Origin of the sequence: Hydrogenophaga sp., assembly GCF_050250835.1 — a bacterium.
Taxonomy (GTDB): domain Bacteria; phylum Pseudomonadota; class Gammaproteobacteria; order Burkholderiales; family Burkholderiaceae_C; genus Hydrogenophaga.
The window spans coordinates 98,287-118,833 of sequence record NZ_JBFWNX010000014.1 but is presented as its reverse complement, the minus strand read 5'-3'; the positions used below and the strand labels follow the sequence as shown (position 1 = coordinate 118,833).

Sequence of the window (20,547 nt, the reverse complement as noted above, 5' to 3'; positions counted from 1 at the left end):
CAAACTTGGCCGCCAGCACCGTCGTGATCGCCGCCGTCAGCGTCGTCTTGCCATGGTCCACGTGACCAATCGTGCCCACGTTCACGTGCGGCTTGGTCCGCTCAAATTTCTCTTTTGCCATTTTTCAGCTCCAAAATCAAAACTGCCGAAACACCAGAACACATGCGGATAACTGGTGCCCATGGCGGGAATCGGACCCGCGACCTCTCCCTTACCAAGGGAGTGCTCTACCACTGAGCCACATGGGCCAAGGCATCCGGCAGGCCGGACGCCCTTCAAACCTTCAAAATTCGCACCCAGCCATCAACAGGACATGGAGCGGGAGACGGGAATCGAACCCGCGTCATCAGCTTGGAAGGCTGGGGTTCTACCATTGAACTACTCCCGCCCGAACAAACCGGCACCACACGGCACCGAACCCATCTGGGCGCGACTTCCCATCGCTAGCACGTCACATTGATCGCTGGTGGAGGAGGCTGGATTCGAACCAGCGTAGGCGTAAGCCAACAGATTTACAGTCTGCCCCCTTTAGCCACTCGGGCACCCCTCCATAGCGCAGCCTTAGATTATGCCATGGTTTTCGATTGCCGCTCCAGCACCCCTGCACCCGGCGGGCTCACCAACGCACCGGCGCCAGGCCCCGACTCTCGAGCCACTCATTGGCCTGGCGAAAGTGGCCGCACCCGATGAACGGCACGGGCCCACGCCGGGCCGAGAGCGGCGAGGGGTGGTTGGCACTCAGCACCCGATGCCTGGCCGGATCGATCAGTGAAGCCTTCTTTTGCGCGTGCGCGCCCCAGAGCAGGAAAACCTTGGGAGGTCCACTTTCCACACAGCGTCGGATCAGTTTGTCAGTAAGCGCTTCCCAACCTTTCATTGCGTGGCTGGCGGGCTGCTCAGACTCCACCGTCAGGCTGGCGTTGATCAGCAGCACGCCCTGCTGAGCCCAGCGCACCAGGGAGCCGTGAACGGGCGGAGGCGTTCCCAGATCGCGCTGGATCTCCGCAAAGATGTTTCGCAGGCTCGGTGGCGGCCGCACGCCGGGTGCCACCGAGAACGCCAATCCCTCGGCCTGACCGGGGCCATGGTAGGGGTCCTGTCCGAGGACCACCACCCGCACCGCTTCGGGCGGCGTGAGTTCCAGCGCCCGCATGGGTTGGGGAGGGTAGATCACGGCCCCGGCCGCCAACCGCGTCCTCAGGTAGGCGGCCAGCGTCTGGCCCTGGGCCGAAGCCCAGAATGCAGCCAGCAGGTCCGCCCAGCCGGCTTGCACTGGCCACGCGTCGGGCTCTGCAGAACGAAGGCTCGCGGGCCCGCCTTCCACCCCCTCCAGGTCGGACTGCACCGGTGCAACCTCAGGCGAACAGTTCGGCCAGCGCCAGGCCGGGCTCGGGCGCGCGCATGAAGGCCTCGCCCACCAGGAAGGCGTTGACGCCGGCCGCGCGCATGGTCTGAACGTCGGCCTGGGAAAGAATCCCCGATTCGGTCACCAGCAGGCGGTCGGCGGGCACGTCGGGGAGCATGTCCAGCGTGGTCTGCAGCGTGACCTCGAAGGTGCGCAGGTTGCGGTTGTTGATGCCGACCAGGCGGGTCTTGAGCTTCAGGGCACGCTGCAGTTCGGCGCGGTCGTGCACTTCGACCAGCACCGCCATGTTCAGGTCGAGCGCCAGCGCCTCCAGTTCGGCCATGCGCGCATCGTCCAGACAGGCCACGATGAGCAGGATGGCGTCGGCCCCCATGGCGCGTGCTTCATAGACCTGATAAGGATCGACCATGAAGTCCTTGCGCAGCACCGGCAGGTCACAACTGGCGCGGGCTTGCTTGAGGAAATCGGCACTGCCCTGAAAGAACTGGTGGTCGGTGAGCACCGAGAGACAGGCCGCACTCACCTGGCCATCGCCTTCGGCATAGCTCTGCGCGATATCAGCCGGGATGAAGTCTTCGCGCAACACGCCTTTGCTGGGGCTGGCCTTCTTGACTTCTGCAATCACGGCCGCCTGGCCGGCTGCGATCTTCGCGCGCAGCGCGCCTTCGAAGTCCCGGGTGAGCACGCGGCTCTCGGCGTCGAATCGCATCACACCGATGGGCTTCTTGCGCTGCGCGGTGGCAATTTCCTCGTGCTTGACGGCCACGATCTTCTGCAGGATGTCGCTCATGAAAGGATTCCGGATCAGGCCACGAAAGCCTTGAGTTGTTCGAGTTTGGCCAGCGCCGCGCCCGAGGCGAGCGTACGGCGCGCCAACGCGATGCCCTCGCCCATCTCGGTCACGACGTTGGCCGCGTACAGCGCCACGCCAGCGTTGAGCGCCACGATTTCGCTGGCGGCCTTGAAGGACGGGTCTTGCCGGCCTTCAAGCACGCCCATGAGCATCTGGCGCGAGGCCTCGGGGGTTTCGACGCGCAGCGCTCTGCTGCTGGCCATGGTGATGCCGAAATCCTCCGGGTGAATTTCGTACTCGGTGATCTCGCCATGCTTGAGCTCGCCCACCAGCGTGGCCGCGCCGAGCGAGACCTCGTCCATGCCGTCTCGGCCGTACACCACCACGGCGTGCTCAGCGCCCAGGCGCTGCAACGCGCGCACCTGAATGCCCACCAGGTCGGGATGAAACACGCCCATGAGGATGTTGGGCGCAGAAGCCGGGTTGGTCAGCGGTCCCAGGATATTGAAGATGGTCTTGATGCCGAGCTCGCGGCGCACCGGCGCCACGTTCTTCATGGCGGGGTGGTGATTGGGCGCGAACATGAAGCCCACGCCGACCTGCTCGATGCAACGCGCTATGGCTTCAGGCGCAAGGTTGATGTTGACTCCCAGGCTCTCCAACACGTCGGCGCTGCCACTTTTGCTCGAGACGCTGCGTCCGCCGTGCTTGCTCACGCGCGCGCCGGCCGCCGCAGCCACGAACATCGAGCAGGTGGATATGTTGAAGGTGTGCGAGCCGTCGCCTCCGGTGCCCACGATGTCGACCAGGTGCGTCTTGTCGGCCACATGCACCTTGGTGGAGAACTCGCGCATCACCTGCGCAGCCGCGGTGATCTCGCCGATGGTTTCCTTCTTCACTCGCAGGCCGGTGATGAAGGCCGCCATCATGACCTGCGACATCTCGCCGCTCATGATCAGGCGCATGAGGTGCAGCATTTCGTCGTGGAAGATCTCGCGGTGCTCGATGGTGCGTTGCAGCGCTTCCTGCGGCGTGATCTTGTGAACGTGGGTTTGGGTGTGCGGCATGGGTGTCTCCATTTCCTAGGGTCCTATGGCTGGACGGGATTGTCGGTCATGGCCAGTTTCACGCCGAAGCCGATGAAGAGCGCACCAGCGACGCGGTCGAGCCAGTGCATGCCACGCTGCACCGCGTCCATGCGGCGCGCGAACCAGGCGGCCAGCCACGCGTAGCCGAAGTTGATCGGCAGCGAATTGAGGTTGAAGATCAGGCCGAGCAGCAGGAAGACCAGCGCCTTGTCGGGCGCGCCGGGTGCGATGAACTGCGGCACGAAAGCCAGGAAGAACAATGCCACCTTGGGGTTGAGCACGTTGGTGAGGAACCCTCGGCGGAACACGCGCCACAGGTCGACCGCTGGAGCTGTGTCTTCGGCGTGGATTGCCAGCGGCGCGCCCTTGGCGAACAGCATGCGCACGCCCATCCACAGGAGGTAGGCGGCGCCCATCCACTTGAGCACGGTGAACGCGGTGGCCGACGCAGCCAGCAGCGCGCTCACGCCAATGGCTGCCGCAAACACATGCACGAAGCAGCCGCTGACGATGCCCAGCGCGGCCACGATGCCGGCGCGTGCGCCACTCCTGAGCGCCTGGGTGACGATGTAAAGCACGTCAGGTCCCGGCGTGAGATTGAGCAGCCAGCCGGCCGCGATGAAGAGCAGCAGTTGCGGCAGGTCGGGCATGGCGCGCCTTCGCGTTGAGTTCAGTAGACGGCCGTGCCGCCCGTCCGTGTGGCTGGCGCAGCGCCGCCCTGTGCGAAGAAGGTCTTGACGCTGGCAATGGCACGGTCGATGCCAGCGGCGTCCACATCGAGGTGCGTGACGAAGCGCAGGCCGATGAGGCCGGTGGCCAGCACGCCGTCGCACTCCAGATGGGCCAGCAGGTCGGGGCCGCGCCCGTCGGCCACGTCAACGAAAACAATGTTGGTCTGTGCCGACCGCACGCTCAGGCCCTCGACGCCAGCCAGCCCCTGGGCCAGGCGCTGCGCGAGCGCGTGGTCGTCGGCCAGCCGCATCACATGGTGGTCGAGCGCGTGGTGCGCCGCCGCCGCCAGCAGGCCCGACTGGCGAAGCCCGCCGCCGAGCATCTTGCGCCAGCGCAGCGCACGCCGGATGAGTTCATGGGAGCCGCACAAGGCCGAACCGACCGGAGCGCCAAGTCCTTTGCTGAAGCAAACAGAAACGCTGTCGAACCGGCCGACGATCGCTCGAACGGCTGCGTAAGGATCTCCCCCGGTGGCCACCGCCGCATTGAACACGCGTGCGCCATCCAGGTGCACGGCCAGGCCGTGTTCGCGGGCAAGCGCCGTGGCCTGGTCGAGGTAATCGGTCGGCATGGGGTGGCCGTTCCAGGTGTTCTCCAGACACAGCAGGCGCGTGCGCGCGAAGTGTGGGTCGTCGGGCTTGATGGCAGCGGCGATGTCGGCCAGCTGCATCTGCCCGCTGGCGTTCTGCGCCAGCGGCTGCGGCTGGATGCTGCCGAGCACCGCCGCGCCGCCACCTTCGTAGCGGTAGGTGTGCGCGTTCTGGCCCACGATGTACTCGTCACCGCGCTCGCAGTGCGCCAGCATGGCACACAGGTTGCTCTGTGTGCCACTGGCCATGAAGAGCGCAGCTTCCTTGCCGGTGATGTCGGCGATGCGGGCCTGCAGCGCGTGCACGCTCGGATCGTCGCCAAACACGTCGTCGCCCAGCGGCGCGGCCATCATGGCCTCGCGCATGGCGTCCGTCGGTTGCGTGACGGTGTCGCTTCGAAGGTCAACGGTCTTCATGCTTGTTCCAGGAAGTTCTTGAGCATGGCATGGCCGTGCTCGGTGAGGATGCTTTCGGGGTGGAACTGCACACCCTCGATGGCCAGCGTCTTGTGCTTCACACCCATGATCTCGCCGTCGGGCGTCCAGGCCGTGACCTCCAGGCAGTCCGGGCAGCTCGCGCGTTCAATCGCCAGCGAGTGGTAGCGATTCACGGTGAACTGCCCAGGCAGGTTTGCAAACACGCCACGCTGGGTGGTCGTGATCTGCGAGGTCTTGCCGTGCATCAGCTCCTGCGCCCGCACGATATGGCCACCGAACGCCGCGCCGATACTCTGGTGGCCGAGGCAGACGCCGAGGATAGGCAGTCGACCGGCGAAATGCTGGATGGCCGGCACCGAGATGCCGGCTTCAGCGGGTGAGCAGGGGCCGGGTGAAATGACCAGACGATCCATGCGTCCTTCGTCAAGCCGGCGTTGCAGCTCGTCGACGGTGACCTCGTCATTGCGCAACACGGTCACCTCGGCGCCCAGCTCGCCCAGGTACTGCACGATGTTGAAGGTGAACGAGTCGTAGTTGTCCACCATGAGAACTTGCAGAGGCTTGCTCATTCCAGACCCTCCTCAACCAGTTCGGCCGCACGCAGCAGGGCGCGCGCCTTGTGCTCGGTTTCTCTCCACTCCATCTCGGGAACCGAGTCCGCGACCACGCCTGCGGCGGCCTGCACGTAGAGCGTCTGGTCCTTGATGATGCCGGTGCGAATGGCGATGGCCACGTCCATGTCGCCCGCGTAGCTCAGGTAGCCACAGGCACCGCCATAGATGCCACGCTTGGTGGGTTCGAGCTGGTCAATGAGCTCCATGGCATGCACCTTGGGCGCGCCGGTGAGCGTGCCGGCCGGGAACGTGGCTTTGAGCACGTCCATGCTGGTCATACCCTCGACGAGCATGCCTTCGACGTTGCTCACGATGTGCATCACGTGGCTGTAGCGCTCCACCGCAAAGGCCTCGGTCACCTTGACCGAGCCGGTCTTTGCGATGCGCCCGATGTCATTGCGAGCGAGATCAATCAGCATCACATGCTCGGCGCGCTCTTTGGGGTCGTTCACCAGTTCTGCTTCGGTGGCTTTGTCCTTCTCGGGCGTGGCGCCACGTGGGCGGGTGCCGGCGAGCGGCCGTATGGTGATCTTCTGGCCTTCCGGCGTCTGCTCCTGCCGAACCAGAATCTCTGGCGAAGCCCCCACCACGTGGAAGTCGCCGAAGTGGTAGTAGTACATGTAGGGTGAGGGGTTGAGCGAACGCAGCGCCCGGTACAGCGACAGCGGCGACTCCGTGTAGCGCTTCTTGATGCGCTGACCGACCTGCACCTGCATGAAGTCACCGGCGGCGATGAGCTCCTTCGCGCGGTCCACGGCGGCCAGGTAGTCGGCCTTGGCGAAATCGCGCTCGGCCGGGTAACCCTGCGTGGGCCTGACCACCGGGGCGCTCACCGAATATTTCAGCGCTTCGCGCAGTTCTCGCAGGCGTTTCTTGGCGTTGGCGTACGCCTCGGGCTGGGCCGGGTCGGCGTACACGATCAGATAGAGCTTGCCCGAAAGGTTGTCGATCACCGCCAGCTCTTCGCACTGCAGCAGAAGGATGTCGGGGCAGCCCAGCGTGTCGGGCGGGCAGGTGTTTTCCAGCTTCTTCTCGATGTGGCGCACCGCGTCATAGCCGAAGTAGCCAGCCAGGCCACCGCAGAAGCGCGGCAGGCCGGGGCGCAACGCCACTTTGAAACGCTGCTGGTAGGCGGCGATAAAGTCCAGCGGGTTGCCGTGGTGGGTTTCCACCACGGCGCCGTCGCGCACCACCTCGGTCCTGGCCTCGGCACCAAAGCCGGTGGCACGCAACAGGGTGCGCGCCGGCAGGCCGATGAAGCTGTAGCGCCCGAAGCGCTCGCCGCCCACCACGGATTCAAGCAGGAAGCTGTGCTTGCCATCGCCCCGTCCGTGGGCGAGCTTGAGGTAGAGCGAGAGCGGGGTTTCCAGGTCCGCAAAGGCCTCGGCCATCAGCGGGATGCGGTTGTAGCCTTGCTGGGTCAGGCTCTTGAATTCCAGTTCGGTGATCATGTTCTGTGCTTCCTTCGGCCACACCCGGGGTCTGTCGACACAATGGGTGGGGCGGGGGTCCATGCATTCCGGTCAGGCGAACTGCCGGGCGAGAGGTGGGGTTATGCAACAGCTGGTTTCGCTGCGACAACCCCGGGAGAGGTGCACGTTTACGCTGGCTTGCGCCAGGGCCAGGCTCCCCGGCCATTGCGGCTCGGCAGACCACCTGAGAAGGTTGTGCATGGGTTGAACATAGCGAGGCAGTGTAGCAAAGGCGTCAGCCGAACGGCTTGCCACGGGCACAATTGCAAAAAGCACAGACGTGCTATTTCCAACACCCCTCGCACGGAGCCCGCCCCGATGAAGTCTTCCCTCCTGGTCCTCGTTTTTTCGATCCTGCTGCCCACCGCTGCCGGGGCAGCCACCCTGGATGTCGCCGGCGTCAGGCTCGAGGACCGCATCACCCTGGCCGACAGGCCCCTCGTGCTCAATGGCGCGGGGGTGCGCTACAAGGCTGTGTTCAAGGTCTACACCGCAGGGCTCTACCTGGGCCAGAAGGCGGACACGCCCGAGGCGGTGCTGACCATGCCTGGCCCCAAGCGGATGACCATCACCATGCTCAGAGACATCGACTCGGCCGAGCTCGGCAAGCTGTTCTCGCGTGGCATGGAAGACAACATGGAACGCGCGGCCTTTTCGAAGCTCATTCCGGGCGTGCTGCGCATGAGCCAGATTTTCAGCAACCACAAGAAACTCATGACCGGCGAGACCTTCCTGGTCGACTGGATTCCCGGCACCGGCACGGTGATCACGGTCAAAGGCAAGGTGGAAGGCGATGCGTTCAAGGAGCCCGAGTTCTTTGACGCGCTCATGCGCATCTGGCTCGGACCCAAGCCCGCGGACTGGATGCTGAAGGACGCCCTTCTAGGAAAAGCGAAGTAGCTCTTCGAGTGAGCCGATCAACCGGTCGTGCGGGGCCTGCACGATGGGTTCACCATGGTTGTAGCCGTAGGTCACCAGCACCACCGGACAACCTGCGGCGCGGGCGGCGATGCCATCGTTCTGCGAGTCGCCGATCATGAGCGTGTACACAGGTGCTGTTCCCAGCGCCTCGCAGGTTTTCAACAGGGGCAGCGGATCGGGCTTGGCGCGCTCGAAGCTGTCGCCGCCAAACACGTGAGCAAAGAAGCCGTCCAGGCACTTGGCCTGCAACAGCGGGCGCGCAAACGCCTGCGGCTTGTTGGTGAGACAGGCCAGCGGCAGGCCGCGCTGGCGCAGCGCGGAGAGGCCTTCGACCACGCCAGGGTAGACCGCGCTGTGCTGGCCATTGATGGCGAGGTAGTGCGCCTGGTAGCGATTCCAGGCTTCGGGCTGCAAGGCCGCCGCTTCTTGAGCACCCAGGCCACCCTGCACCAGCGCCGACCGGATCAGGTGCGCCGAGCCTTTGCCCACCATGCGTTCGATGTCGGCGCGGGTCACGGCCGGACGGCCCAGGTCTTTCAGCGTCTGGTTCAACGCCACATCGAAGTCGCCCAGCGTGTCCACCATCGTTCCGTCGAGATCGACGATCACCGCCTGAATGGTGGCGGTCACGTCAGCGCGGCGGAGGTGCATCAATTCAGCGCAGCCCGCATCTGGTCGATGACCGCCTTGTAGTCCGGCTTGCCAAAGATCGCGCTGCCCGCCACGAAGGTGTCTGCACCGGCGTCGGCCACGCGGCGGATGTTGTCGGGCTTGATGCCCCCGTCCACTTCCAGGCGGATGTCCTTGCCGCTGGCTTCGATGCGGCGACGCGCGGCTTCGATCTTGCGCAGGGCGGAGTCGATGAAGCTCTGGCCACCAAAGCCGGGGTTCACGCTCATGATGAGGATGAGGTCGATATCGTCGATCAGCCAGTCCAGCACGTCCAGCGGCTGAGCGGGGTTGAACGTGAGGCCAGCCTTCGCACCTTTGGCCTTGATGGCCTGCACGCTGCGGTGCACGTGGGCGCTCGCATCGGGGTGGAAGCTGATCAGGTCGGCACCCGCGTCGATGAACGCGCCGGCCAGGGCGTCAACCGGCTGGATCATCAGGTGAACGTCGATCGGCACTGGTGTGCCGTCGGGCTTTTTCGCGTGTGGCTTGAGCGCCTGGCAGATCATGGGACCGAACGTGAGGTTGGGCACGTAGTGGTTGTCCATGACGTCAAAATGAATCCAGTCGGAACCGGCGGCGATGACGTTTTTCACTTCCTCACCCAGGCGGGCAAAGTCGGCGGACAGGATGGACGGAGCGATGCGGTACGTCATGGTCGGCGGGTGGTGGAAAGAAATAAGCCTCTATTCTCGCAGGCACCGTGCGGCTTCATGGTGGCGCGGTAACATGCCGGCCATGCCACGATACCTGTTCACCTGCGAGGTGGAGCCCCAGTTCCTGAGCGAGCAATCCTCGCCTGAGGAAGAGCAGTACGCCTTTGCCTACACCATCACCATCACCAACGCGGGTGAGGTGGCGGCGCAACTGATCGCGCGGCACTGGATCATCGACGACGCGCGCGGTCACACCGAGCAGGTCAAGGGCCTGGGTGTGGTGGGGCACCAGCCGCTGTTGCGCCCGGGGGAATCGTTCCAGTACACCAGCGGCACGCGACTGGCCACGCCCACCGGCAGCATGCGAGGCAGCTTTTTCTGCGTTGCCGAAGATGGCGAACGCTTCGAAGCCGAGGTGGCCGAATTTGCCCTGCGCGCGCCGGGCAGCGGCGACGCCCCGGCACGTGTGCTGCACTGAACGCGGCGACCAGCGCCGGCGGCCCTGAACAGCCCGACCGCACCACCGCATGACCACTGCCACGCCGCTCGACGCCCTCGACCCGGACGCGTCACTCGCGCGCCGCCACCTGTGGCTGACCGACGCACTCCAGTGGGTGCGGGGAGATGCCAGCGACGTGCAGGCCAGCGTGGCCCGCGTACAAGCCTTTCTGGACGCCGTACAGACGCAACCCGGAGCGCAGGCGCGCTGGCACCTCTGGTGGAGCCGCTTCATCGGCACGGTGGACCTCACGCCGCTGCTCGCCGACCATGGCTTTGCGCCGCGCACCGCGTTTCTCAGCGAGTTCGGCAACCGGCTGCGCAAAAAGGTGCTGCCGGGCACGCCGGAAACCACGGACATGGCCGAGCTCTACGACCTGTTGCTGTCCAGCCGCTTCGACGTGCGCTGGCTCAAGGCGCTGGACAGCGCCACGCTGAAGCGGCTGCACGACCTGTTGATTGCGCCGCCGACAAACGTGGCCGAAGAACCGGCGCTGTTGGCCGCCGCTGGCTTCTGGCAAAGCGCCCTGATGGACGCGCTGACCTTCTGCGTGAGCCAGGTCTGCGCGACGGGATTCGCCTCTGAGATCCGCGTGCGCATGTCGCCCGACGCCCAGGCCGCGCGCCCGTTTCACGAGCTGCCCACCGATTTCGAGGCGCTGCGTCAGGCCGTGCGTTCGCATGGCAAGCACAGCGCCCAGGCGCTGGCCACCGCCGAAAACCTGCGCCTGCGGCTCGATGCCTGCCGCCACGCCGCCTATTCGGTGTATTCGCACCTGGAAGAGCACGGCGTCTCGGTGGGCATCGTGTTTCGTCTGCGCCAACTGCGCGAGCGCATCGTGCGCATCAAGGAACTGCTGGATTGCCTGCAATCCGAAAAACCCGAACGCGCCACCGCCGCGCTGCTGGCCGATCTGGCCCAGGTGGGCATCGACAACCGCAGCGTGCGCTCGCTGATCGCTTCCAGTTCGCACCTCACCGCCGCCAAGGTCGCCGAGCGAAGCGCCGAGAGCGGAGAGCACTACATCACCCGCAACGGCACCGAATACCGCGAGATGCTGCGCAAGGCGGCGGGCGGTGGCGCCATCGTCGGCGTGACGGTCTGGATCAAGTTCCTGTTGATCGGGTTGGGGCTCTCCGCATTCTGGGGAGGCTTTGCCAACGGCGTGAACTACGCCGTCTCGTTCGTGGTGATCATGCTGCTGCACCTCACGCTGGCCACCAAGCAGCCTGCCGTGACCGCGCCGGCGATGGTCGCCAAGCTGCGCGACATCAAGCAACCCGGCGCCGTTCGCCGTTTCGTTGACGAGGTGGCCAACCTGTTCCGCTCCCAGATCGCATCCATCGTCGGCAACATCGGCATGGTGATTCCGGTGGTGGTGCTGATCAGCCTGGCCATGCAGCTGTTGACCGGCGAGGCCATGGTGAACCAGGACAAGGCGCACCACGTGCTCAAGGACATCAGCCTGATCGGGCCACTGATGCTGTATGCAGCGTTCACCGGCGTGCTGCTGTTCGCCTCCAGCATCATTGCCGGCTGGGTGGAGAACTGGTACGTATTCCACAACCTGGATTCGGCCATGAAGCACAACCCGCGCTTCACCGCGGTGCTCGGACGCGAGCGCGCCGCGCGCTGGGCCGACTTCATGCGACGCAACATCTCGGGCCTGGCGGCCAACATCTCGCTGGGCCTCATGCTGGGACTGGTGCCTGCCTTCATGGTCTTCTTCGGCATCGGGCTGGACGTGCGCCACGTCACCCTGTCGACCGGGCAAGTCGCCGCCGCCGCCGTGGCACTGGGCTGGGGCGTGTTCAGCGAGCCCAACTTCTGGTGGGCCGTCGCCGGCGTGCTGGTGATCGGCCCGCTCAACCTGGGCGTGAGCTTCTACCTCGCTTTCCGGCTGGCGCTGCAGGCGCAGAGCGTGAGCAAGGTGAACCGCCAGCTCATTCGCGCCGCGATCAAACGACGCATCCGCTCCGCCCCCCTGAGTTTCCTGCTGCCACCGCGCCCATCGCCGGTTGCAGATGACGACGCCCCGCCGCAACCGCAGTCCAATGGGTGAGTTTGAACTCATACGGCGGCACTTCCAGCGCCCCGGCGTACAGCTACCGGCCGACGTGTCGCTGGGCGTGGGCGACGACGGCGCGCTGTTGCGACCCAGGCCCGGCCACGAACTGGCCGTGTCCACCGACATGCTGGTGCAGGACCGGCATTTCTTCGCATCAGTGGATCCAGCCGCACTCGGCCACAAGGCGCTGGCGGTCAACCTGAGCGACCTGGCCGCCATGGGCGCCGTGCCGCTGGGTTTCACGCTCGCCCTGGCCCTGCCGGAGGCCGACGACGCCTGGCTCTCGGCCTTTGCCCGAGGCCTCTTTGCCCTGGCCGACGCAAACACCTGCCCGCTGGTGGGCGGCGACACCACGCGCGGGCCGCTCAACATCTGCATCACCGTGTTCGGCCAGGTGCGCACCGGCAGGGCGTTGCGGCGCAGCGCTGCGCACGCTGGCGACGATCTGTACGTGAGCGGGCGCACCGGCGAAGCGCGCCTGGCACTGGAGCACCAGCGTGGCACCGACTGGGCCTCGGCGGCAACGGGCGTCCACCTGCGCGATCGGCTGGAACGTCCCTCGCCGCGCAACGCCCTGGGCGTGGCCCTGGCGTCAGTGGATGGTGCGCACGCGGCGATCGACTTGAGCGACGGCCTGGTCGGCGACCTGGGCCACATCCTGGCGGCCAGCGGCGTGGGGGCAGAGCTGGATGTCGCCCTGCTGCCCGTGGCGCCCGAGATCGCGGCCTTGCCTGAGGCACATCGGTTGGAATGCCTGCTTGCTGGTGGCGACGACTACGAGTTGCTGTTCACCGCCGCGCCGGCCGCGCGCGATGCGGTGCTGGCCGCCGCTGTGACCAGCCAGACGCCGGTCACGCGCATCGGCCGCATCACCGAGGGCAACGGCCTTCGCCTGCGGGGGGCGAAAGGCCGGCCGCTTTCATTGCGCGTGCAGGGCTTCGACCACTTCGCCTAGGGTTCGCACCCACACGAAGCGCCCGGACGGTGCGTCGGCCACATCGGCCTCTGCCACCGCGCGTTCGGTGCTTCCATCGTGGAGCAACACCACCCGCTGCAGATGCGATGCTGACGCCAACACCCCCAGTTCGTGGCGGCAGCCCAGCTTGCCGGCGTGAAAGCCGCGCAGATCCATCAGCACCACATCGGTCTGTTGCACCAACGCCGCCAGGGCAGCTTTCCAGGTGCTGTCGAAGCAGTAGCACTCGTTCACGCGGTAGCGCCCATCGGGATCGGGCGCCAGGTCAAAGCTGCGCAGTCGATCAGCGACCTGTGCGTCGCTGGCGATGAAGCGCGTCGCCAGGCGGCCATTGAGGAAGGTGAACAGGTCGTCGGGGTCGAGCGTGCGGCTGAGAAGGTCGGTGCCGGCGATGAGCACGGTGTTGCCGGAGAGGCGCCAGCGCTCGACCACGCGGTCGAACAGGGCTTGCACGGTGGCATCTTGCTGGAACACGCGCAGCACCAGCAAGGTGGGCGGTGCATTTCTGGGCGCCAGCCAGCCACGCAACCCCCAGCCGGCCAGCGGGATCCACAGCCAGGGCAGCAATTGCGTCAAAGCCGCCAGGCCCACACCCTGCAAGGCAGGCAGCGCGGTGGCCACCAGCACCACCAGCCAGTAGGCAGCGAGCAGGTACCAGAGGTCGGAGAAACGCTTGTCGCGGTAGGCACGAGCGAGCGCGCGAGCGATGGCCCAGGCCGGCCACGCCAGCAGCAACCAGGGCGCCAGGGCCAGCAGCACAATCGCTGGCCAGGCACCGGCGGTCTCCACCAGCACCACCAGCCAGCGCGGAGGATCGTTCACGCCCAGCACCATCAGTTGCAGCGCGATCACCGACGAGCCGGCGAGCAGCAGGAAGATCGGCAACAGGTAGGGCGCCACCGCGCGAATGCGACCGCTGGCGCCGATGAGCAGCGTGATCGTGACCGGAATCAGCACCAGGCCACCGAGCCAGGCGAACGACTCGGTGAGCGGCCGTGGCGAAACGGAACGCCAAGTCACCAGCATGAGCATGGCCAGCAGGTAGATGGCGATGGCCAGCAGCGTGCGCCACCACGACCAGCGCCGCATAAGTCCCCATGTAAGTGCCATGGGCCAGGCATAGACCAGGCCCAGCGTCAGCGCTCGCCCGGGGCTGAGCAGATCACCGCCATAGATGAAGAGCAGCGCCAGCACCGACTGAGTGACACCGATGAGCAAAGACAGTCCGGAGAGAACCGCCAGATGCCGCCAGTGCGCGCGGCGGCTGGCGCGGCGGTCGGCCCGAACCGGCACGTGGCTCCTCTCAGGCATGGCCTGCGTCTCTGGCGCTTCGGCCACATGGCTCGCGTCCGGCGGCGGGGCACTGCCCATCAGCGCCAGCATGCGGCGGCGGTAGAGGCTGCTGACGATCCAGGCAGCCAGGGCGGTCAGCCACACGCCCAGCATCAGCGCCGTGAGGATTGCCCCGGTGTTCATGCCCATGCCCACTCCCCACTGCCGGACGTCTGCCCGTCGAGGGCGCAGTATCGCGCCGGGCTTGCACGGGGACAAGCATGGCCCCCGATAATCCGCGCATGCCCGACGCCCCACTTGCACCCCTGGCCCGCCCGACCTGGGGATTTCTGTTCTCTCACCCTGCCCATTTCATCGCGCTGGGCGCGGGTTCGGGCCTGAGCCGGTTGGCGCCCGGCACCGCCGGCACGCTCTGGGCCTGGGTCGCTTTCCTTGTGCTGGAGCCTCTGCTCTCCCCTCCAGGCTGGGGCCTGCTGATCCTGGGCGCCACGCTGATTGGCTGGTGGGCCTGCACGGTGACCGCACAGCACATGCGCGTGGCGGATTCCGGCCACATCGTGTGGGACGAGGTGGTCGCGTTCTGGCTGGTGTTGTGGCTGATCCAGCCCGCGGGCTTCTGGGATCAACTGGCCGCCTTCGCCATCTTCCGGTTGTTCGACATGGTCAAGGTCGGGCCCATGGCCTGGGCGGATCAGTCCTTCAAGGGGTTGGGGCCGGGTGGGGGCTTTGGCATCCTGCTCGACGACTTCGCGGCCGCCTTCTGCACCCTCTTCGTCATTGCCCTCTGGCGCTTCTGAACCATGGACCCAACCCCTGCTCTCGTGGATGCGCTCGCCCGTGAACTCAAGGCGCGCGGCCAGTCCATGGTCACCGCCGAAAGCTGCACCGGCGGACTCATCGCGGGCGCGTGTACCGAGATCTCGGGTTCAAGCGACTGGTTCGAGCGCGGCTTCGTGACCTATTCCAACGCCGCCAAGAGCGAGCTGCTGGGCGTGCCCGCTGCGTTGATCGAGCAGCACGGCGCCGTCAGCGAACCCGTTGCCCGCGCCATGGCGGCAGGCGCATTGGCGCATTCACCCGCCCACCTCGCCGTGGCCGTCACCGGCGTGGCCGGCCCCACCGGCGGCAGCGCGGAGAAACCGGAGGGCACGGTCTGGTTCGGCTGGGCCACGCCGGAGGGGGTGTTCACCGAGCACCAGCGTTTCGACGGCGACCGCGCTGCCGTGCGCCAGGCCGCTGTGCGCCACGCACTGGCAGGACTGTTGCGTCGCCTTCCTGCTGTCTGACCCGTGGAACCATTCAAGAACCTCATCAACCGCGATACCGTCGCCGCCACTGGCGCGCACCTGCGGCGCGCCTGGCCGCGCTTCGACCGCAAGCGCTTCGAGGCCCAGGCCACCGAAGGACTTGAAGCGCTGGAGTTCAAGGCGCGCGCCATGCAGATGGCCGATGCCCTGGAGTCCACGTTGCCTGTCGAATTTGCGCACGCCTGCGAAGTGCTTCAGGCGAGCCTGGCGCCGCCGCTGGCGCTGGACGCGAAGGGCGAACCGATCTCGCACAGCCCGGCGGTGGCGGCTTCGGGCGTGGCCGGCTGGGCGGTGTGGTCCATGGGCGAGTTCGTGGCACGGCGTGGCCTGACCGAGGTACCCACCGCGCTCGCCTGCCTGCGCGCACTGACCCAGCGCTTCACGGCCGAGTTCGCCATCCGTCCGTTGATCCAGCAGCAGCAGGCCTTGGTGTTCGACACGCTGAGCCAGTGGGTGAGCGACCCGAGCGCGCACGTGAGGCGGCTGGTGAGCGAAGGCAGCCGCCCGCGCCTGCCCTGGGGCCTGAGACTGCAGTCGCTGGTGGCAGACCCGTCTCCCACACTCCCGCTTTTGCGCGCGCTGCAGGACGACACCAGCAGCTACGTTCGCCGCAGCGTGGCCAACCACCTGAACGACGTCGCCAAGGACCATCCCGACCTGGTGGCGAGCTGGGTGCGGGAGCACCTGGTCGATGCGCCGGTGACACGCAGCGCGCTGCTGCGCCACGCGAGCCGGGGGCTCATCAAGTCGGGCCACGCGCCCACGTTGGCGGCGTGGGGGCTGGCAAGTGGCCTCAAGGGTGAGGCCTCATTGAATCTGTCGTCTGCGCGCGCGGCCGTGGGTGGCGACATCGGGATGAACGTGGTGTTGCGTTCGAGCGCACGCCAACCCCAGTTGCTGGAGGTGGACTACGCCGTCCACCACGTGCGCGCCAACGGCAGTTCCTCACCCAAGGTGTTCAAGGGCTGGAAGCTTTCACTGGCGCCGGGTGAGGAGCGATTGCTCTCCAGGCGGCACAGCCTGAAGCCGGTGACCACAAGGACCTTGTATCCAGGGCGGCATGTGGTGGAGATTCGGGTGAACGGGGTTTCACTGGCTGAAGCTTCATTTCTGCTTTCCACCTAACCCACAAAGGTTCTGGCGAGTGCGCGAAATCTACGAACGAGCTCCCAGCGATCAAGACCGGACAAGGTGCGATGCCAAGCCCCTTCGCGGCGACGGCTCGATCACGGGACCATGCCCCAGGCGGGCCCACATCTGCACCGTGTAGCGCGGCGCAGGCGCTCCCACCAGTTGGTGAATCTCGGTGTACGGCACCGTCTGCTCCGGGTACTCCTGCAAGGCCTGCGACAGCGGTTGCATCGACAAGCCCGCCGCCGTGGCCGCCAGTTGGGCACGCGCATAGGCGCGGCCCGAGTTGATCTGCGTGATCCGGTCATTGCCCTCCGTCACCAGCCAGAAGAACGCGGGCGTGGTGTCGATCTTCGCGTTGAAGTCTTTGATCTGGCTGGTGGTCGCAAAGTCGTCCGGGCCAGGTGCAGCGCTGCGGTCGAGCAGGCCCACCGCGTCGAGCGCCCGCACCATGGGATCGTTGAGCGATATGCCATCGCGGTGCTGCGCGATTTCCTTCGGGCCCACTCGCAGCACCTTGAACGACTCCAGCACCGTGCGTGGCGTCACCAGCTCAATGCGCCAGGCATCCTTGGCGATGCGACGGTGCTGTTGAAGCAAATCGGCTTGTGACTGGCCGACGAAGCCCACGCGAAACGGATGCGGCTGCACGCTGGCGGTGATGGCCGCCAACGCCGAGGCATCGGGCTCGCGCGCCTCGTAGGCTTCGCGGTTCGTGCGGCGACGCAGAATCTGATCGAACAGCGGGTCGGGCTTCACGCTGGCGTGCGGCACCAGCCGGATGCGCGCGGTGGGTCGCGCATCCACCGTGGCAGGCGGGAACACCCCTTGAGGAAACAAGACGATCTCGGCGCGCAACCCCTTCTGCCGCGCCGCCAGGTCCAGCAGCTCCAGGAAAGTGCCCTGGCTCATCATCATCTGGCGCGAGAAAGGGTCCGTCTCGGGCAACAGCCGACTGCGGTCGATGAACAGCGTGATTTCATCCGGCACGCTCAGGTCCACCAGCCAGGACTGCAGGTTGTGCGAATGCGGTGCCAGGATGGCATGCGCGAGCATCCAGCGGCGCACGTCGGTCTCGGCCTGGCCGGGCGCCTGCCAGGCTGCCAGGGCCTCGGGGGGCAGGGCTGTGCTGCAACCGGCCAGGGTGGCGGTGGTGGCGGCAGCAACCACGCCGCCGCCAGCCAGACGAATGAAAAGTCGACGTTGCATGGTGATCTCCTTGGAATGCAGGGGGACACTGAAAGCCAGTGCCATGCGTGCATTGTGGAAACCAGCGAGCTCATACACAATTGTCACGAATCAAACAACAGCTGTTCATAAATGAATACCGGCGAGTTCAACTGGACGCTGATCCGGTCCTTTCTGGCGGCGCTCGACCGGGGCAGCCTGATGGGCGCAGCGCGTGCCCTGTCCACCAGCCAGCCCACGGTGGGACGGCACATCGGCGAACTGGAGGGGCAGCTCGGCGTGGTGCTGTTCGAACGCACCGGGCGCGGGCTGGTGCCCACGCCGCACGCGCAGCGCCTGGCCGAAGCGGCGCGCGCCATGTCCGCCGCTGCAGACCAGCTCGCACGGCAGGCCACCGGCGCGCAGGCGCAGGTTCGTGGCTCGGTGCGCATCAGCGCCAGCCAGCCCGTCACCTGTGTGCTGCTGCCACCTCTGCTGCGGCAACTGCGAGAGTTGCACCCGGACATCCAGATTGAACTGATCTCCAGCAACGCGGTGAGCAACCTGCTGCAGCGCGAGGCCGACATCGCGCTGCGCATGGTGCGGCCCGACCAGGGTTCGCTGGTGATCAAGCGCGTGGGACAGGTCGCCATCGGCACCTTTGCCCATCGCGACTACCTGCGCCGACGCGGCACACCCCGCCAACCCGCCGACCTGCTCTCGCACGACCTGATCGGCAACGACCGCAACACCGACATCTTGCGCGGCTTTGCCGCCATGGGCCTGCCGATGCAGCGCGAAGACTTCGCCGTGCGCACCGACGACCTCAATGCGTACCAGGCGGCCGTGAACGCGGGCCTGGGTGTGGGCTTTCTCGCGCGCTATGCGGCGCGGCAGAATCCAGAACTCATGCCACTGCTGCCCACGCTGGAAATACCTGCCCTGCCCATGTGGCTGGCGGTCCACCGCGAGATCCGCAGCAACCCGCGCATCCGCCGGGTGTGGGACTTTCTTTCACACACCCTGCCCCCCGCGCTGGCCTGAACCCGCCGGCCTCATGCACTGAAAGGTCTTTGACATGCTCACCGTCCACCACCTCAACAACTCGCGCTCGCAGCGCGTGCTCTGGATGCTCGAAGAGCTGGGCGTGCCCTACCAGATCGAACGCTACGAACGCAACGCAAAGACCATGCTGGCGCCGCCCTCGCTGCAGAAAATCCACCCACTGGGCAAGTCACCGGTGGTGACCGACGGCAAGTCCACGCTCGCCGAGTCGGGCGCCATTCTGGAGTACCTGGTGGAGACCTACGGCGAAGGCAGGTTCTCACCCGAGCCGGGCACGCCCTCGTTTTTGCGCTACCGCTACTGGCTGCACTACGCCGAAGGCTCGCTGATGCCACCGCTGCTGCTGCAACTGGTGTTCGACCAGATCGAACTCAAGAGCCCTTTCCTCGTGCGTCCCGTGGCCAAGGCCATCTCGGCCCAGGTCAAGCAGTTGCTGGTGACGCCCAACCTCAAACGCCACCTCGATTTTCTGGAATCCGAACTCGAAGCCCACGGTGCCTGGTTTGCAGGACGTTCCTTCAGCGCGGCCGACGTGCAATTGAGCTTTCCCATCGAAGCCGCTTCATCGCGAGGCCTGCTGGCAAAACGGCCGAAACTGACCGACTGGCTGCGCCGCATCCAGGAACGGCCCGCCTACCAGCGTGCGCTGGAACAGGGCGGGCCGTTCGATCTTTCCTGATGCACTGCCTCAATCGAGCTTGATGCCGGCCTTGCTCACCAGGCGGCCATAGCGCTCTTGTTCCGACTTGAGAAACCTGCCGGCCGCATCGGGCGTGGAGGGGTTGATGAGGTTGTCCTGCCTGGCCATGGCCGCCTTCACCTCCGGGTCTTCGAACGCGGCGACCACGGCCTTGTGCAGGCGGTCCACCTGTGCAGCGGGCAGACCCTTGGGCGCCACCATGGCGAACCAGCCGGCCACGTCCACCGTCGGAAAGCCCTGCTCGGCGATGGTGGGCACATCGGGCAGCGAGGCCACGCGAGACTTGCCCATGACGCCGATGGCGCGCATGCGGCCCGAGGCCAGATGCCCTTGCGCGGCGGGCACGGCGGCCACTCCGAAGTCGACCTGACCGGCGATGATGTCAGCCATCATGGGCCCCATGCCCTTGTAGGGAATGTGCTGCACCTTGGCACCCACGGCCTCGACGAACATCTCACCGGCCAGATGGATGATGGTGCCGTTGCCGGACGAGCCCATGTTGAAATGCCCCGGCTTGGACAGCAACAGGGCCTGCAACTCCTTGGCGTCCTTCGCCGGCATCTTGGCCGGATTGACCACCAGCAGGAAGGGCGAGCCCCCCACGACGCTGATCGGCGTGATGTCGGTCAGGCCGTCGTACGGCACGCTCTTGTACACGCTCGGGTTCACCGAATGGTTGTTGGAGATGAAGGCCACGGTGTGGCCATCGGGCGCGGCCTTCACCAGCGCGGAAGTGCCGGTGATGCCACCCGCACCCGGCAGGTTCTCCACCACGACAGGCTGCCCGCCCAGGGCTCTGGACAAGGCGTTCTGCGCAGAGCGCACGATGGTGTCCACGCCAGAGCCGGCACCCACCGGCAGAATCACCCGCAAGGGGGTTGACGTGCCCTGTGCCCAGGCGGGTGCGGCGCCCGCCACAAGCACGGCGCTCAGGGCCAGCAGGGTTCGGCGGTTGAGGGAATGGTGTTGCATGAAGGTCTCCAGTTGTGGTGATGGGTTTTGA

Annotated in this window: 22 protein-coding genes and 3 tRNA genes; 9 read left to right on the top strand and 16 right to left on the bottom strand. The window is 66.2% G+C overall.

Annotation, left to right across the window (positions count from 1 at the left end):
• The 11 genes from AB7F11_RS16935 to trpE all read right to left on the bottom strand — a co-directional run.
• Positions 1-121 (bottom strand): GTP-binding protein (locus tag AB7F11_RS16935; RefSeq protein ID WP_253194645.1); only part of this gene is annotated, 121 nt, incomplete at its 3' end.
• A 52-nt stretch (positions 122-173) separates the two neighbouring features.
• Positions 174-248 (bottom strand) — tRNA-Thr (locus AB7F11_RS16930).
• A 66-nt stretch (positions 249-314) separates the two neighbouring features.
• A tRNA-Gly gene (locus AB7F11_RS16925) sits at positions 315-388 on the bottom strand.
• Between the two features lie 76 nt (positions 389-464).
• A tRNA-Tyr gene (locus AB7F11_RS16920) sits at positions 465-550 on the bottom strand.
• Positions 551-616: 66 nt separating this feature from the next.
• On the bottom strand, positions 617-1,345 hold the full coding sequence (locus tag AB7F11_RS16915; protein ID WP_428290570.1) for a uracil-DNA glycosylase: 729 nt from the start codon (positions 1,343-1,345) through the stop codon (positions 617-619).
• 10 nt (positions 1,346-1,355) lie between these two features.
• The gene (gene trpC, locus AB7F11_RS16910; protein ID WP_428290569.1) at positions 1,356-2,156 is read right to left on the bottom strand and encodes an indole-3-glycerol phosphate synthase TrpC; all 801 of its coding nucleotides are present in this window, start codon (positions 2,154-2,156) and stop codon (positions 1,356-1,358) included.
• A gap of 14 nt (positions 2,157-2,170) precedes the next feature.
• Positions 2,171-3,226, bottom strand: a complete 1,056-nt coding sequence (gene trpD, locus AB7F11_RS16905; RefSeq protein WP_428290568.1) for an anthranilate phosphoribosyltransferase — start codon at positions 3,224-3,226, stop codon at positions 2,171-2,173.
• A 23-nt stretch (positions 3,227-3,249) separates the two neighbouring features.
• Positions 3,250-3,897 (bottom strand): LysE family translocator, encoded by a 648-nt coding sequence (locus AB7F11_RS16900; protein WP_428290567.1) that lies wholly within the window; start codon positions 3,895-3,897, stop codon positions 3,250-3,252.
• 20 nt (positions 3,898-3,917) lie between these two features.
• Positions 3,918-4,985: a low-specificity L-threonine aldolase gene (ltaE, locus tag AB7F11_RS16895; protein ID WP_428290566.1), complete on the bottom strand. Its 1,068-nt coding sequence runs from the start codon at positions 4,983-4,985 to the stop codon at positions 3,918-3,920.
• Complete coding sequence (locus AB7F11_RS16890; protein ID WP_428290565.1) at positions 4,982-5,575, bottom strand: anthranilate synthase component II; 594 nt, start codon at positions 5,573-5,575, stop codon at positions 4,982-4,984. Before AB7F11_RS16890 ends, ltaE begins: the two co-directional genes overlap by 4 nt.
• Positions 5,572-7,071: an anthranilate synthase component I gene (gene trpE / locus AB7F11_RS16885; RefSeq protein ID WP_428290564.1), complete on the bottom strand. Its 1,500-nt coding sequence runs from the start codon at positions 7,069-7,071 to the stop codon at positions 5,572-5,574. Before trpE ends, AB7F11_RS16890 begins: the two co-directional genes overlap by 4 nt.
• Positions 7,072-7,410: 339 nt before the next feature.
• Between trpE and AB7F11_RS16880 the strand changes: the two genes are divergently transcribed.
• On the top strand, positions 7,411-7,992 hold the full coding sequence (locus AB7F11_RS16880) for a chalcone isomerase family protein (RefSeq protein WP_428290563.1): 582 nt from the start codon (positions 7,411-7,413) through the stop codon (positions 7,990-7,992).
• Here the strand turns inward: AB7F11_RS16880 and gph are convergent.
• A complete protein-coding gene (gene gph, locus AB7F11_RS16875; RefSeq protein ID WP_428290562.1) occupies positions 7,975-8,664 on the bottom strand; it encodes a phosphoglycolate phosphatase in 690 nt (229 codons plus the stop codon). The genes AB7F11_RS16880 and gph overlap by 18 nt on opposite strands.
• Positions 8,664-9,338, bottom strand: a complete 675-nt coding sequence (rpe, locus tag AB7F11_RS16870) for a ribulose-phosphate 3-epimerase (protein WP_428290561.1) — start codon at positions 9,336-9,338, stop codon at positions 8,664-8,666. The genes gph and rpe overlap by 1 nt, the downstream gene beginning before the upstream one ends.
• 82 nt (positions 9,339-9,420) lie before the next feature.
• Here rpe and apaG point away from each other — a divergent pair, with 82 nt between their 5' ends.
• Genes apaG through thiL form a run of 3 tightly spaced genes read left to right on the top strand, consistent with a single transcriptional unit; the run spans position 9,421 to position 12,860 of the window.
• Positions 9,421-9,816: a Co2+/Mg2+ efflux protein ApaG gene (apaG, locus tag AB7F11_RS16865; protein WP_428290560.1), complete on the top strand. Its 396-nt coding sequence runs from the start codon at positions 9,421-9,423 to the stop codon at positions 9,814-9,816.
• A 49-nt stretch (positions 9,817-9,865) separates the two neighbouring features.
• On the top strand, positions 9,866-11,899 hold the full coding sequence (locus tag AB7F11_RS16860) for a site-specific recombinase (protein ID WP_428290559.1): 2,034 nt from the start codon (positions 9,866-9,868) through the stop codon (positions 11,897-11,899).
• The gene (gene thiL, locus AB7F11_RS16855; protein ID WP_428290572.1) at positions 11,892-12,860 is read left to right on the top strand and encodes a thiamine-phosphate kinase; all 969 of its coding nucleotides are present in this window, start codon (positions 11,892-11,894) and stop codon (positions 12,858-12,860) included. Before AB7F11_RS16860 ends, thiL begins: the two co-directional genes overlap by 8 nt.
• Here thiL and AB7F11_RS16850 read toward each other — a convergent pair.
• Positions 12,825-14,357 (bottom strand): hypothetical protein, encoded by a 1,533-nt coding sequence (locus AB7F11_RS16850; RefSeq protein ID WP_428290558.1) that lies wholly within the window; start codon positions 14,355-14,357, stop codon positions 12,825-12,827. The genes thiL and AB7F11_RS16850 overlap by 36 nt on opposite strands.
• A gap of 98 nt (positions 14,358-14,455) precedes the next feature.
• On the opposite strand from AB7F11_RS16850, the gene AB7F11_RS16845 reads away from it, so the two are divergent.
• Genes AB7F11_RS16845 through AB7F11_RS16835 form a run of 3 tightly spaced genes read left to right on the top strand, consistent with a single transcriptional unit; the run spans position 14,456 to position 16,606 of the window.
• Positions 14,456-14,971 carry a phosphatidylglycerophosphatase A family protein gene (locus AB7F11_RS16845; RefSeq protein WP_428290557.1) on the top strand — a complete coding sequence of 172 codons (516 nt, stop codon included), beginning with the start codon at positions 14,456-14,458 and terminating at the stop codon, positions 14,969-14,971.
• Between the two features lie 3 nt (positions 14,972-14,974).
• Entirely contained in the window at positions 14,975-15,460 is a 486-nt protein-coding gene (locus tag AB7F11_RS16840; RefSeq protein ID WP_428290556.1) for a CinA family protein, read from the top strand.
• Between the two features lie 3 nt (positions 15,461-15,463).
• On the top strand, positions 15,464-16,606 hold the full coding sequence (locus AB7F11_RS16835; protein WP_428290555.1) for a DNA alkylation repair protein: 1,143 nt from the start codon (positions 15,464-15,466) through the stop codon (positions 16,604-16,606).
• 51 nt (positions 16,607-16,657) lie between these two features.
• Here the strand turns inward: AB7F11_RS16835 and AB7F11_RS16830 are convergent, their stop codons facing one another.
• Positions 16,658-17,821, bottom strand: a complete 1,164-nt coding sequence (locus tag AB7F11_RS16830; RefSeq protein ID WP_428290554.1) for an Acg family FMN-binding oxidoreductase — start codon at positions 17,819-17,821, stop codon at positions 16,658-16,660.
• A 111-nt stretch (positions 17,822-17,932) separates the two neighbouring features.
• Between AB7F11_RS16830 and AB7F11_RS16825 the strand changes: the two genes are divergently transcribed.
• Together AB7F11_RS16825 and AB7F11_RS16820 are read left to right on the top strand one after the other, a co-directional pair.
• Entirely contained in the window at positions 17,933-18,823 is an 891-nt protein-coding gene (locus AB7F11_RS16825) for a LysR family transcriptional regulator (RefSeq protein ID WP_428290553.1), read from the top strand.
• Positions 18,824-18,857: 34 nt separating this feature from the next.
• A complete protein-coding gene (locus AB7F11_RS16820) occupies positions 18,858-19,523 on the top strand; it encodes a glutathione S-transferase family protein (protein WP_428290552.1) in 666 nt (221 codons plus the stop codon).
• A gap of 9 nt (positions 19,524-19,532) precedes the next feature.
• Here AB7F11_RS16820 and AB7F11_RS16815 read toward each other — a convergent pair whose 3' ends face one another.
• Positions 19,533-20,516: a Bug family tripartite tricarboxylate transporter substrate binding protein gene (locus AB7F11_RS16815; RefSeq protein ID WP_428290551.1), complete on the bottom strand. Its 984-nt coding sequence runs from the start codon at positions 20,514-20,516 to the stop codon at positions 19,533-19,535.
• Positions 20,517-20,547: the final 31 nt, after the last annotated feature.